Here is a 13,184-nt window from a genome sequence, read left to right on the forward strand (position 1 = left end):
CATGCTGCTCGCCATCAATGCCAACAATACCAACGTGAAGTTCGGCGTCATCGACGGCGACCGCATCGTCGGTGAATGGCGCCAGCATACCTCGGCCATGCGCACCGCCGACGAACATGCCGTCTGGCTGCTGCAACTGATGCAGATCGAGGGCATCGACCCGAAAAGCGTGCGCAGCGCCATCATCGCCAGCGTGGTGCCGCAGGCCACTTTCAATCTGCGCCGGCTCTGCACCCGCTATTTCGAGACCGAGCCGCTGGTGCTGGGCGAACCGAATGTGAAATACGGCATCCAGATCAAGGGCGCCGGTGCCGGTGCCGACCGCATCTGCAACACCGTGGGCGCCAGCGTGATGTTCCCCAAGACGCCGCTGATCGTGGTCGATTTCGGCACCGCCACCACCTTCGACGTGGTCGATGAAGAAGGCAGCTACTGCGGCGGCGTGATCGCGCCCGGCATCAACCTGTCCATCGAGGCGCTGGTCAATGCCACAGCCCTGCTGCCGCGGATCGTGGTCGAGAAGCCGAAGAACGTGATCGGCACCACCACCGTGGCCTGCATGCATTCCGGCGTGTTCTGGGGCTATGTCGGCCTGATCGACGGTATCGTCGCCCGTATCCGCGAAGAGTTCGGCCGGCCGATGAAGGTGATTTCCACCGGCGGCCTGGCGCCGGTCTTCGACGGTTCCACCGACGTGATCGAGCAGAATGTGCCCGATATCACCGTGCGCGGCCTGATCGAAATCTATCGCCGCAGCACCACGTAAACCGAATGTCAGCCCGCCTCAAAAAAGACAGCCTGTATTTTCTGCCGCTCGGCGGCGTGAACGAGATCGGGATGAATCTCAATCTCTACGGCTACAACGACCAGTGGCTGATGGTCGATCTCGGCACCAGCTTTGCCGATGACGCCATGCCCGGCGTTGACATGATCGTGCCTGATGTCACCTGGATCGCCGACCGTCGCGACCAGCTGCTCGGCCTTGTGCTGACCCATGCGCATGAGGACCATCTCGGTGCCATCAGCCATTGCTGGGATGAATTGCAATGCCCGGTCTGGGCCACCGGCTTCGCTGCCAGCGTGCTGCGCCGCAAGCTGGCCGAGAAGGGCATGGTCGACGACGTGCCGCTGCATATCTATCAGCCGGGCGACCTGATCGAACTGGGGCCGTTCAGGATCCGCTCGATGAACATCACCCATTCGACGCCGGAGAGCCAGGCGCTGGCCATCGAGACGCCGCAGGGCACCGTGCTGCATACCGGCGACTGGAAGCTCGATCCGCGCCCGATGCTGGGCCCGCAGACCGAGGTCGAGGCGCTGCGCGGCTATGGCGACAGGGGCGTGCTGGCGCTGGTTTGCGACAGCACCAATGTGTTCAGCCGCGGCAGTTCGGGCTCCGAAGGCGAGGTGCATGACAGCCTGATCCCGCTGCTGCGCGACAAGCCCGGCCGCATTGCCGTCACCACCTTTTCATCAAATCTAGCCCGGCTGGAAACCCTGTTCACCGTGGCGAACGAACTCGGCCGCCATATCTGCCTGATCGGCCGTTCGCTGCACCGTTTCCTGGCGGCGGCGCAGGAGAACGGTTACCTGAAGCATATCCCCAATCAGGTGGACGACCGCGAGGCCGGTTTCCTGCCGCGCGAGAAGATCATGTATATCTGCACCGGTTGCCAGGGCGAGCCGCGCGGCGCCATGGCGCGCATCGCCTTCGGCAGCCATCCGCATGCCGTGGTCTCGCCCGGCGATACGGTGGTGTTCTCGTCCAAGATCATCCCCGGCAATGAGCGCACGCTGTTCAAGCTGCATAACGAACTGGTCAGCCGCGGCATCGAGGTGATCACCGAGAAGGATGCCTTCGTGCATGTCTCCGGCCATCCCTCGCGCGACGAACTGGCCGAGATGTATGCGCTGGTACGGCCGCAGATCGCCGTGCCGGTGCATGGCGAACCGCGCCATCTGGTGGAGCATGCGCGCTTCGCCCAGAGCCTGCAGGTGCCGCACGGCATCGTGCCGCGCAACGGCGACCTGATCCGACTGGCGCCCGGCGCCCCCGATGTGGTGGAGCAGGTGCCGGCCGGCCGGCTGGCGATCGACGGCGACGAACTGATCCCGATCCAGGGCGGCACCCTGCAGGTGCGGCGCAAGCTCGCCTTCAACGGTGCCGCCGCCGTGACCCTGGTGGTGGACGAACGCGGCAGCCTGCGCGCGCCGCCACAGGTGCTGCTGGCCGGCGTGGTGAATTACGACATCGAGGATATCGAGGCCGAGATCGCCGACGAGATCGCCGATGCGCTGGTGCTGCTGAAATCCGCCGCCCGCGACGATGCCGCGCTGGAGCAGGCGGCGCTGCGGGCCATGCGCGGCTACCTGCGCGGCCTGACCGGGCGCAAGCCGGTCTGCCAGGTGCAGATCGTCCGCCTGCCGCAGGGGTAAGTTCCGCGCGGCGCTGCGACTTTCCGCCGTCTTACTGGCCACCGGCTTGCCGGCTGCCGCTTTCGGCCCCATATTGCGGTGCAGAAAAGCCAGCAGGGAATCCCGTCCATGATCGGTCGCCTCAACCACGTCGCCATTGCCGTTCCGGACCTCGCCGCCGCCGCCGCCATGTATGCCGATACGCTCGGCGCCAGGGTGTCGGCGCCGCTGGCGCAGCCCGACCATGGCGTGACCGTGGTGTTCGTCGAACTGCCCAACACCAAGATCGAGCTGCTGCATCCGCTGGGCGAGAATTCCACCATCGCGAAATTTCTCGCCAACAATCCCTCGGGGGGCATGCACCATGTCTGCTACGAGGTGGAAGACATCATCGCGGCACGCGACCGGCTGAAGGCGCAGGGCGCCCGCGTGCTCGGCGACGGCGAGCCGAAGATCGGCGCGCATGGCAAGCCGGTGCTGTTCCTGCATCCGAAGGATTTCGCCGGCACGCTGGTTGAGATCGAACAGGTCTGACGGCAGCGGAGTTCAGCAGCGTGACCTGGTTCAATAACGGAATCGCTTTCGTCATCATCTACATGGTGACGCTGTTCTGCGTGCTGCCGATCGGTGTGAAGACCGCCGAAGAGGCCGGTGAGGCGAAGCTGCCCGGCCAGGCCGATTCCGCGCCGGCCAACCCGCGCCTCGGCTTCAAATTCCTGCTGACCTTCGGGATCAGCTGCGTGCTGTTCGGGATTTATTACGTGGTCGGCACTTACGACCTGCTGGGCCTGAGCGCGCGCTTCGACCGCTAGGCGGAAAAGCCTGCGCGGAAAAGCCCTGTACAGGGCAGAAATTTTCGAATTTGAGATCGGAAATCCGGGGCCTGGCCCGGTTTTGGCCGTTCATGGGGAGCGAAGGCTGATTTCAGCCGGATTACTCAACCTATAGGCGTGATTTTCGGAAGGGGTATGCACAAAAAAGAAAGGAGCAAGGACATGCCTCGCTCCGGACCCCGTCTCGCACGGGTAAGTTTAAGCCTCCCCAGACTTGGGCCGCCTGTTACCAAGCGGTTGCGTATTTTCTATACCGAATGATGAAAGCGTTGTCATCCAAAAAGTTATGACCTCCTAACAAAATGGTAATAATGCCGGTACAGAGTGCCCAGATGCTCCGGATTCCGACCACCCTGCTGCTCGGACTGCTGCTGCTACCGCTGGCCGGGCAGGCGCAGACAGGTAGTCAGCCTACGAAATCCCCGCCCAAAGCCCCCGACTCGGGCGCCAGGGCTGCCCCAAAGGCCGAAGGGCCGGGGGATTTACCCGTCGTCGTTGCCCTGGATGCGAAGGAATGCCGCCGCCTGCTGGCCCAGCGCGGCATGGTGACCGCGCACCAGCCCGCGCCGGACGTGAATTACCAGCCTGGCCGCGATGTCGATTCCAAAGGTCGCCCGATTGCGCCCGCCGATCTGCCGGGCAGCAATCCGCTGCCGCTGGACGGCATGATCGAGCTGCCGATCCGCATGCCGCTCAGCGGCCTGCCGGGCCTGTCGCAGGTGCCCACCGCGGTGAAGGAAGAGTCCCGGCTGCGCATCGCCACGCTCAGCGTCGATCCGCTGACCGGCAAGCTGGCTTTCAACGGCAAGCCGCTGGAGCCGACCACGGAAGACGCCATTGCCGTGGCCTGCCGGGATTACCTGACCAAGGCCCAGCCCCCCAAACGCTGACAGCCGGGCATTGCAGCAAGGGGGCCATTGCAGTCAGCAGGACTGGGCCTTAAAAACGCCCCATTATCCCGCCATCACCGCACGATAATTCAGGATAACCAGACCTATGCGGCTCAGCAGTTTCTTCCTGCCCGTTCTCAAGGAAAACCCCTCCGAAGCCCAGATCGTCAGCCACCGGCTGATGCTGCGCGCCGGCATGGTGCGCCAGACCGCCGCCGGCATCTATGCCTGGCTGCCGCTCGGCCATCGCGTGCTGAAGAAGATCGAGCAGATCGTGCGCGAGGAGCAGGACAATGCCGGCGCCCAGGAACTGCTGATGCCGACCATCCAGTCGGCCGAACTGTGGCAGAAGAGCGGCCGGTATGAGGATTACGGCAAGGAGATGCTGCGCATCACCGACCGCCACGAGCGGCCGATGCTGTATGGCCCGACCAACGAGGAAATGCTCACCGACATCATCGCGACGGAATTCAAGAGCTATCGCGACCTGCCGAAAATTCTCTACCACATCCAGTGGAAATTCCGCGACGAGGTGCGCCCGCGCTTCGGCGTCATGCGCGGCCGCGAATTCCTGATGAAGGATGCCTATTCCTTCGATCTCGACCAGGCCGCCGCACGCCGGTCCTACAACCGCATGTTCGTCGCCTACCTGCGCACCTTCGCGCGCCTGGGCCTGAAGGCGATCCCGATGCAGGCCGATACCGGGCCGATCGGCGGCGACCTCAGCCATGAATTCATCGTGCTGGCCGAGACCGGCGAAAGCGGCGTGTTCTGCGACAGGGCACTGATCGAGCGCGACGTGCTGGGCGAGGGCGTGGATTACAGCAGCGACCTGCAGCCGATCGTCGATTCCTGGACCGCCCCCTATGCGGCGACCGAGGAAAAGCACGATGCCGCCCGCTTCGAGGCTTTGCCGAAGGAACGCCAGGTGGCGGCCCGCGGTATTGAAGTGGGCCATATCTTCTATTTCGGCACCAAGTATTCCAAGCCGATGGGCGCGGTGGTGCAGGGTCCGGGCGGCGAGAGCATCACGCTGGAGATGGGCTCCTATGGCGTCGGCGTGTCGCGTCTGGTCGGCGGCATCATCGAGGCCAGCCATGACGAGGCCGGCATCATCTGGCCGATGAGCGTGGCGCCCTTTCATGTCGGGCTGATCAACCTGAAGGCCGGCGATGCCGACTGCGACAAAGCCAGCGACGATCTCTACGGCAAGCTGAAGGCGGCCGGGCTGGATGTGCTGCTGGATGACCGCGACGAACGCGCCGGCGCCAAATTCGCCACCATGGACCTGATCGGTCTGCCCTGGCAGGTGACGGTCGGTCCGCGCGGCCTGAAGGCCGGCGTGGTCGAGATCAAGAACCGCGCCAGCGGCGAAAAACAGGAACTTTCGGTCGAGGCCGCGCTGAACAAGCTCGCCGCCGCTAAAGTGTAATCAGCTCCGGACATCGCATGCCCTTCTTCTCGCGTTTTGAATGGATGCTCGCCCTGCGGTATTTACGGGCGCGGCGGCAGGAGGGCTTCATCTCGGTGATCGCGATCTTCAGCTTCCTCGGCATCATGCTCGGGGTGGCGACGCTGATCATCGTGATGAGCGTGATGAACGGCTTCCGCGCCGAGCTGCTCGGCCGCATCCTCGGCCTCAACGGCCACCTGACCATCCAGTCCGAATCCGCGCCGGTCATCCGCGACTTCCAGTTCGTCACCGATGCGGTGGGCCAGATGCCCGGCGTGGTGATGGCCAATCCGATCGTCGAGGGCCAGGTGATGGCCACGGCGGATCGCGGCTCGTCCGGCGCCGCCGTGCGCGGCGTGCGGCCGGAAGACCTGGCGAAAGAGAGCGCCATCGCCAAGGGTATCCGCGAGGGTTCCTTGCGCGATTTCCATGGCGACGACGCCGCCGTGATCGGCCACCGCCTGGCGCGCAAGCTCGGCCTGCGTGTCGGCGACCAGATCACCCTGATCTCGCCGCAGACCAACGCCACGCCCTTCGGCAGCGTGCCGCGGCTGGTGCGCTACCGCGTCGCCGCCGTCTTCGATGTCGGCATGTTCGAATACGACAGCGCCTTCATCTATCTGCCCTTCGAGGCGGCGCAGACCTATTTCCGCCTGCAGAACATGGCCAGTTCGGTGGAAGTGCGGCTGGTCGATCCGCTCAAGGCCCGCGAGGCCGCCCGCGCCATCATGCAGCGGCTCGGACCCAATTACCGGCTCTACGACTGGCAGCAGGCCAATGCGCAGTTCGTCAGCGCGCTGGAGGTGGAACGCAATGTGATGTTCCTGATCCTCACCCTGATCATCGTGGTGGCGGCCTTCAATATCATTTCCAGCATGATCATGCTGGTGAAGGACAAGGGCAGGGATATCGCCATCCTGCGCACCATGGGCACGGCGCGCGGCACCATCATGCGGATATTCGTCATCGCCGGCGCCAGCATCGGCGTGCTGGGCACCGGCTCGGGCTTCGCGCTCGGCCTGGCCTTCGCGCTCAATATCGAAAGCATCCGCCAGGCGCTGCAGGCCATGACCGGCTGGCAGCTCTTCCCGGCCGAGATCTATTTCCTCTCGCAGCTGCCGGCCAAGGTCGACAGCACCGAGGTGGTTTACGTGGTGATCATGGGCCTGACCCTCACCCTGCTGGCCACGCTCTATCCCAGCTGGCGCGCCGCCCGCCTCGATCCGGTGGAGGCGCTGCGGTATGAGTGAGGTCAAAGTGAAATGGGATGCCCGGGTCAAGCCCGGGCATGACAAACACACTAAAACCGTCACTCGCGGGCTTGACCCGCGCGTCCCATTTGGTGCCCGTCATGTCTGACGTGCTTGTCCTCGAAAACATCCAGCGCGTGTTCAGACAGGGCGGCGAGGACATCGCCGTGCTGCGCGGCGTCGATCTCAGTGTGAAGCGCGGCGAGATCGTCGCGCTGCTGGGTCCGTCCGGCTCGGGCAAGTCGACACTTCTCCATATCGCCGGCCTGCTGGAGCAGCCGTCGTCCGGCCGCATCGTCATCGGCGGGCAGGATTGCAGCGCCATGAACGACGCCGAGCGCACGCTGACCCGGCGCCACCGGATCGGCTTCGTCTACCAGTATCATCACCTGCTGCCGGAATTCTCGGCGCTGGAAAATGCCGCCATGCCGCTGCGCGTGCGCGGGCAGGGCGCCGGTGAGGCCAAACGCACCGCCGGCGATCTGCTCACGCATCTTGGCCTGGGCCATCGCCTCGACCACCGCCCGGCGCGGCTGTCGGGCGGCGAGCAGCAGCGCGTGGCGATTGCGCGTGCCGTGGTCGGCAAGCCGGATCTGCTGCTGGCGGACGAGCCGACCGGCAACCTGGATGAAAAGACCGCCGAGATCGTGTTCGGCGAACTGACCGGCCTGGTGCGCAACAGCGGTATCGGCGCGCTGATCGCCACCCATAACCTGGAGCTGGCCAAACGCATGGACCGCGTGGTGACGCTGCATGAGGGCAGGCTGGCCACCTGAGTGACGGGTCAGCCGGCGCGCGCGCCGAGTGCCTGCATCTCTTCCAGCCAGAGCTCGCGTTGTTCCGCGCTGGCGCCGGCAATGCTGCCGTAGATCGTGTCGGCCACCGGCGCGATGCCGACGAAGCCGAGGATATTGCGCTTGAGCAGGCGCAGGCTGTGACCGCAGTAGAACCAGCGATAGGCGAAGGCCGGCATGCCCATGGTGATGACCACATGGCCGGTGCGGCCGGCGAGGCGCTTCTCCGGAAAGCCCTTGGCGCGATAGGCGAAGGCGAAACCCGGTCGCAGCACCTGTTCGAAAAACGCCTTCAGCCTGGCCGGCATGTCGCCGAGCCAGAGCGGAAAAAACACCACCACATGCTCGGCCCAGGCCAGCGCCTCCTGCGCCTCCGCCAGTGGCGGCGGCGGGGTGCCATTTTCGAACTCGTCCTGTCCGCGCAGGAACGGAATATCCAGCGCGGCGATGTCGATGCGGCGGATGTCGTGGCCGGCCGACATGGCGCCATAGGCATAGGCATCGGCCAGGGCACGGCCCAGCCGGGCCTGGTCAGGGTCGGGATGGCCCTGCAGAATCACGATACGGCGGTACATGGTTGGCAGGCTGCACCGGCGGCCGGAGGTCCGCTTTGATCTGGGTCATGCGTCAGCGCCGCCGTGCCTTCCACTGCTCCCGCGTCTGGCCCCAGACCACCGTCGCCATATTGAGCGGCGCCGGCAGCCAGCCGTCGCGCAGGATGGTCGAGCCCAGCCGCTGGGCCACCTTCTGCGAGTTCACGTTCTCCGGCACGATGGTATGGATCACCTCGGTCCAGCCGAGATGGTCGAAGGCCCAGTCGATGGTGGCCGTGGCGCCTTCGGTGGCGTAGCCCTTGCCCCAGGCCTCGCGCACCAGGCCCCAGCCCACTTCGGTGCCCGGCCAGTCATGCGGCTGCCAGGGGCCGAGGCGGCCGATCCAGCGGCCGGTCGCCTTCTCGATCACCGAAAACATCGAATAGCCGTCCAGCGCCCAGTTGCCGGCCATGATGCGGATCGAGCGCCAGACCGCGGCCGGCGGCAACACGCCGCCGAGATGCTTCATGGCTTCTTCGTCGGCGGCCCAGTGACTCCAGGCGTCGAAATCCTCTTTCGCCGGCGGGCGCAGGATCAGGCGGGCGGTTTCAAGCTGGACCATGCATTCTCTCCGGAAACGGACCGGCATCCCAATGAAAGCCGCCGCTCCGGTCAAGCCGGAGAAATGTCACCCGGACAATAATGCTGACATAAAAGGGCCGGAGCGATCCGGCCCTTTCCGTCTGGCAGCCGTTTCGCGCGGCTCAGAAATCCACGCTGGCCGAGAGCAGGAAAGTGCGCGGCGCGCCCAGCGACAGGCTTTCGAAGCCGCGATTGGTCGAGGTCCAGTAATTGGCGTCGAACAGGTTCTCGATATTGGCGCGGATCGTCACCGGGGTGCCGCGCGTCTCCAGGCGGTAGCGCGCGCCGATATCGAAGCGCTGCCAGGACGGAATGCTCAGCGTATTGCCGGCATTGGCATATTGCGATCCGGTATGGATCATGCGGGCCGTCAGGGTCAGGTCCCGGTCGAACCAGGTGTCGTATTCGACGCCGAGATTGAGATAGGTCTCGGGCACGCCGATGGCGGCCTTGCCGTCGTTGGTGCCGCTGGCGGTCTTGGTCTGCTCGGCCTTGATATAGGTGACGCCGCCCAGGATGCGCAGGTCGTCGGTCAGGCTGCCGAAGGTGGACAGCTCGATGCCGCGATTGCGCTGCTCGCCATCGTCCGTGAAGGTGTTGTTGACGATGATGCCATTCGGCTTGCTGATCTGGAACACGCTCAGGGTGGTGGCGAAACTGCCATGGTCCAGTTTCACGCCGGCTTCATACTGCTGGGTCTTGTAGGGCGCCAGGTAGACGCCCTTGTTGGTCAGGCCGGTGGTGTCGTTCTTTTCGCCGGGCGACAGGCCCTCGATGTAGTTGCCGTAGACCGAGACAGTCTCCCACGGCTTCACCACCAGGCCGGTCATCGGCGAGAAGGCCCGTTCGTCGAAGCTGGTGGTCTGGCCGCCGGTGGCGACGAAGTTGATCGTGTTCACCCGCTGCAGCCGGCCGCCGACCGTCCACTGGATGCGGTCATCAAAGAAGGACAGGGTATCGGCCAGGCCGATCGACTGCAGGGTCTTCTCGCCCAGTTTGGGCGCATAGGTGCTGAAGTTGGAATGGCTGGGTTCCGTCACCGACAGCGGGTTGTAGATGTTCGATGCTGTCGTTGTGTAGGAGTTGAAGGTGTAGCCGTTCTCCAGCCGGGCGGCGTTCACCGCCAGAGAAACATTGTGCTTCACGTCACCGGTCTCGAAATCGCCGCGCAGACCGGTTTCGCCGGCCAGCGTGTTGAACTCGGAATAAATGTAGCTGGCGCCGTTCTGGGAGGAGGAGGCGCTGTTGCCGAAATTGCCCGCCGCATCGACATAGACCGCCTGGCCGAAGGTGGTGTTGGACGAGCGCCGCGCGCCGAAGGCGGCAAAGGCGGTGACGCGGTCGGTCAGGTCGACCTCGCCGCGCACCACGCCGAACAGGTCGCGGGTTTCGGCAAAGCTCCAGGGCGCCAGAAAGCTGTCGCTGGCATCCGGGGCATTCGGGATGATGCTCAGGCCGCTCTGCAGGTTGATGAAGCCGACCGGCTGCGTGGTGTTCTGCGCCTGGTAGCCGGCATCGAGCGAGATACGCACCCGTTCGCCCCGCAGGTCGAGGCCGACGGCGCCCAGGCCGTATTCCTGGTCCACGCCATCGGTGGCGGTCTCGCCATTGCGATAGGCGCCGTTGAAGCGGAGGCCATACTGGCTGCGCTCGCCGGCCCGGCGGCCGATATCGACATGGGTACCGAAATTGGCCTCCGACATGTAACCGAAGGTCAGCCGGGTCAGCGGCTCGTCCTCGGCGCGCTTGGGCACGATGTTGATGTCGCCGCCCACCGAGCCTTCGGGCTTGATGCCGCCCAGCATGGCACTGGGGCCGCGCAGGGTCTCGACCCGCTCGGCATATTCCACGCCGGCGGTCTGGCGCGGCACGATGCCATAGAGGCCGTTGAAGGCAACGTCGTCGTTCGGCACGTCGAAGCCGCGGATCTTGTACTGGATGTCGTAGCTGCCGCGCGTGGTGGTGGTGCGTACCGACGGGTCGTTGTCCAGCACATCGGCGATGGTGCGGGCCTGCTGGTCCTGCATCGCCTTGGCGGTATAGGTCGTGGTGTTGAAGGGCGTATCCATGATGTCGCGGTTGCCGAGCAGGCCCAGCTGGCTGCCGCGCGCCACCTGGCCGCCGGCATAGGCGGGCGGCAGATTGCCGATCATGGCAGTCGACGGCACGCTGTCGCCGCGACCTTCGATGGTCACCGGCGGCAGCACGGTGGCGGCGCCGCTTTTCGGAATCTCCACCACCGTGACGCCGTTGTTGCCGGTGAAGCGGTACGTCAGTCCGGTGCCGGTCAGCAGGCGCTGCAGCGCCTGTTCGGCGGTCAACTGGCCGGTGACGGCCGTCGACTGGCGCCCGGCCAGCAGCTCGCTGCTGACCAGCAGGCGCAGGCCGGCGCGTTCGCCGAAGGCGGTCAGCGCGGCGCCGAGCGGGCCGGCCGGGATGCTGTAGCTCTGCAGGACGACCGCCTGGGCGACCTGGATATCGGCGGACTGTGCCTGAACGGCGGCAGGCGTCAGCACGGTTGAGGCCAGCAGGATCATGGCCAGACGGGCGCGCGCGCCGGAAAACTCAGTCATTACGGAAATCCCCCAGAGGAAACTGCGACTCACTCTCAAAGGGAAAGACGCCGCACGGCCGGGACACGACAGCAGTTTTTCAAAAATTCTCAGTCGGCCGCCGCGATGGGCCGGATGACGGTGACCAGCGGCAGGCGCAGCACCCGCACCGGCAGGCTGGCGGCGATGGCCTCCACCAGGCCATCGCTGTCGCCGGTGGCAAACACGCCGGTGACCGGCAGCGCCCGCAGCCGCGCATCGCTGATCAGGATCAGGCCGCGGCGATAGCGCTGCATGTCGGCCACCACATCGCCCAGCGGCTGGCCGTCGAAGACCAGGCGGCCGCGCTGCCAGGCGGTCAGGCTGGCCAGATTCGCCGGCTGTGCCGTCTGCAGGCCGGTGGCGGGGCCATAGCGCAGGCTCTGGCCGCTCTGCACCGCGCGGCTGCTTCCGTCTGGGGCGCTGACGCGCACGGCATGCTCGGTCACCGTCACCTGCACGCTGTCGTCGCGCCGGCGTACCTCGAAGGCGGTGCCCAGCGCCCGGGTGGTGGTGCCGGCGGCGATCACCTCGAAGGGGCGGGCCGGATCGGGCGCCACCGTCACATGCAGGGCGCCGCGATGCAGGTGCAGGCGGCGATGCTCTGGCGTGATCTCGATATCCAGGCTGGTCTCGGCATCCAGCAGCAGCGCCGAGCCATCGGCCAGCGTCATCTGCCGGCGTTCGCCTGTGGCGGTGCTGATATCGCCGTCCGGCAGCAGGGCGGCCCCCAGACCGAGCAGGCCGAGGCCGACGAGCAGCAGGGCCAGCAGCGGGCGTGTGCGCCGGCGCGGGCGATGCAGGGCCGCGCCCAGGCCTTCCCACAGGCGTTCCGCACGCAATGCTGCCGACCGATGCTCGGGGCCTGCGGCCTGCCAGCTGTCATAGGCGGCCCAGTCGGCCTCGCCGGCGGTGCCGTCATGCAGGCGCACCAGCCATTCCAGCGCGGTCTCGCTCAGGGGATCGAGCGGCGCATCGAGCTGGTCGGCTGGGACGGGGGCAGAGGCGGGGCGTGCGGTCATGGGCATGGAGTCAGACGATGCTGCCGGCTGGAACGACAGCGGAAAGGATGGAGCTGGCTCAGCGGTCCAGTCCCAGGCGGCGCGCGCAATGGCGCAGCGCGCGCATGATGTATTTTGTCACCATACTGGTGGAAACCTTTAATCGGCTTGCGATTTCTGCGTGGCCCATGCCGTCGAGGCGGTTCATCAGCAGGGCGCTGCGGCAGTTCGCCGGCAGTTCGTTCAGCGCCGCCTGCAGGCGGGCGAGCTGCTGCCGGCCTTCGAGATGGCGGTCGATGGTGGGGGCAGGGTCAGCCAGGGAGTCGGCCATGCTGTCGAGCCCGACATGTTCGCCACGACGGCGCTCCCTGCGGCGCAGGTCGATCACCAGGTTGCGCAGGATGCGCCAGAGGAAAAAGCGCGGCTGCTCGATGCCGAAACTGCCGGCCGGCTGGCTGGCATAGCGGAGGAAGGTGTCCTGCACCAGGTCGGCGGCCCGGTCACGGTCGCGCGTCTCGCGATAGGCGAAGCGTCGCAGCTCCAGGCTGTGTTCGCGGAACAGGGTGTCGAGATCAGTCGCCATGCGGCGGCAGATTAGTAATTATGCGAATAATTCGCAATAGCGTATGAGGGCCTTGTCCGGGATAAAGTTCGCACTATGTTCCGTACCGGTTGTGCATCGACCGGAGCTGGACAAGGAGAAATCGAAATAAGACGGAATAAGCCGAAATAAGCCCCGGCTAAGCAGAAATAAGCCGGGAATAAGCTGGCTTAAGCCGGCA

At 65.5% G+C, this 13,184-nt stretch carries 13 protein-coding genes; 8 read left to right on the top strand and 5 right to left on the bottom strand.

The genetic code is table 11. The features are described 5' to 3' along the window. Window position 1 precedes the first annotated feature (1 nt). From OJJ21_RS08050 to OJJ21_RS08085, 8 genes are all read left to right on the top strand, one after another. Entirely contained in the window at window positions 2-766 is a 765-nt protein-coding gene (locus OJJ21_RS08050; protein WP_297684917.1) for a type III pantothenate kinase, read from the top strand. 5 nt (window positions 767-771) lie between these two features. Then, window positions 772-2,436, top strand: a complete 1,665-nt coding sequence (locus tag OJJ21_RS08055) for a ribonuclease J (protein ID WP_297684919.1) — start codon at window positions 772-774, stop codon at window positions 2,434-2,436. A gap of 108 nt (window positions 2,437-2,544) precedes the next feature. Then, window positions 2,545-2,949 carry a methylmalonyl-CoA epimerase gene (gene mce / locus OJJ21_RS08060; protein WP_297684921.1) on the top strand — a complete coding sequence of 135 codons (405 nt, stop codon included), beginning with the start codon at window positions 2,545-2,547 and terminating at the stop codon, window positions 2,947-2,949. A gap of 20 nt (window positions 2,950-2,969) precedes the next feature. Beyond that, a complete protein-coding gene (locus tag OJJ21_RS08065; RefSeq protein ID WP_297684923.1) occupies window positions 2,970-3,227 on the top strand; it encodes a DUF1467 family protein in 258 nt (85 codons plus the stop codon). Window positions 3,228-3,580: 353 nt separating this feature from the next. Then, window positions 3,581-4,138, top strand: coding sequence for a hypothetical protein (locus tag OJJ21_RS08070; protein ID WP_297684925.1), 558 nt, complete (start codon window positions 3,581-3,583; stop codon window positions 4,136-4,138). 106 nt (window positions 4,139-4,244) lie between these two features. Next, window positions 4,245-5,570, top strand: a complete 1,326-nt coding sequence (gene proS / locus OJJ21_RS08075) for a proline--tRNA ligase (RefSeq protein ID WP_297684927.1) — start codon at window positions 4,245-4,247, stop codon at window positions 5,568-5,570. 17 nt (window positions 5,571-5,587) lie between these two features. Beyond that, window positions 5,588-6,841: a lipoprotein-releasing ABC transporter permease subunit gene (locus OJJ21_RS08080; protein ID WP_297684929.1), complete on the top strand. Its 1,254-nt coding sequence runs from the start codon at window positions 5,588-5,590 to the stop codon at window positions 6,839-6,841. A gap of 101 nt (window positions 6,842-6,942) precedes the next feature. After that, the gene (locus OJJ21_RS08085) at window positions 6,943-7,617 is read left to right on the top strand and encodes an ABC transporter ATP-binding protein (protein ID WP_297684931.1); all 675 of its coding nucleotides are present in this window, start codon (window positions 6,943-6,945) and stop codon (window positions 7,615-7,617) included. Between the two features lie 8 nt (window positions 7,618-7,625). On the opposite strand, the gene OJJ21_RS08090 is transcribed toward OJJ21_RS08085, so the two are convergent. From OJJ21_RS08090 to OJJ21_RS08110, 5 genes are all read right to left on the bottom strand, one after another. After that, a complete protein-coding gene (locus OJJ21_RS08090) occupies window positions 7,626-8,210 on the bottom strand; it encodes an NAD(P)H-dependent oxidoreductase (RefSeq protein WP_297684933.1) in 585 nt (194 codons plus the stop codon). 52 nt (window positions 8,211-8,262) lie between these two features. Continuing rightward, the gene (locus OJJ21_RS08095; RefSeq protein WP_297684935.1) at window positions 8,263-8,790 is read right to left on the bottom strand and encodes a GNAT family N-acetyltransferase; all 528 of its coding nucleotides are present in this window, start codon (window positions 8,788-8,790) and stop codon (window positions 8,263-8,265) included. 142 nt (window positions 8,791-8,932) lie between these two features. Further along, window positions 8,933-11,383, bottom strand: coding sequence for a TonB-dependent receptor (locus OJJ21_RS08100; RefSeq protein ID WP_297684937.1), 2,451 nt, complete (start codon window positions 11,381-11,383; stop codon window positions 8,933-8,935). A gap of 89 nt (window positions 11,384-11,472) precedes the next feature. Further along, window positions 11,473-12,423, bottom strand: a complete 951-nt coding sequence (locus OJJ21_RS08105) for a FecR domain-containing protein (RefSeq protein WP_297684939.1) — start codon at window positions 12,421-12,423, stop codon at window positions 11,473-11,475. Between the two features lie 58 nt (window positions 12,424-12,481). Then, window positions 12,482-12,985 carry a sigma-70 family RNA polymerase sigma factor gene (locus tag OJJ21_RS08110; RefSeq protein ID WP_297684941.1) on the bottom strand — a complete coding sequence of 168 codons (504 nt, stop codon included), beginning with the start codon at window positions 12,983-12,985 and terminating at the stop codon, window positions 12,482-12,484. Between the last annotated feature and the right edge of the window lie 199 nt (window positions 12,986-13,184).

This window comes from Ferrovibrio sp. (genome assembly GCF_025869515.1).
Taxonomy (GTDB): Bacteria; Pseudomonadota; Alphaproteobacteria; order Ferrovibrionales; family Ferrovibrionaceae; genus Ferrovibrio.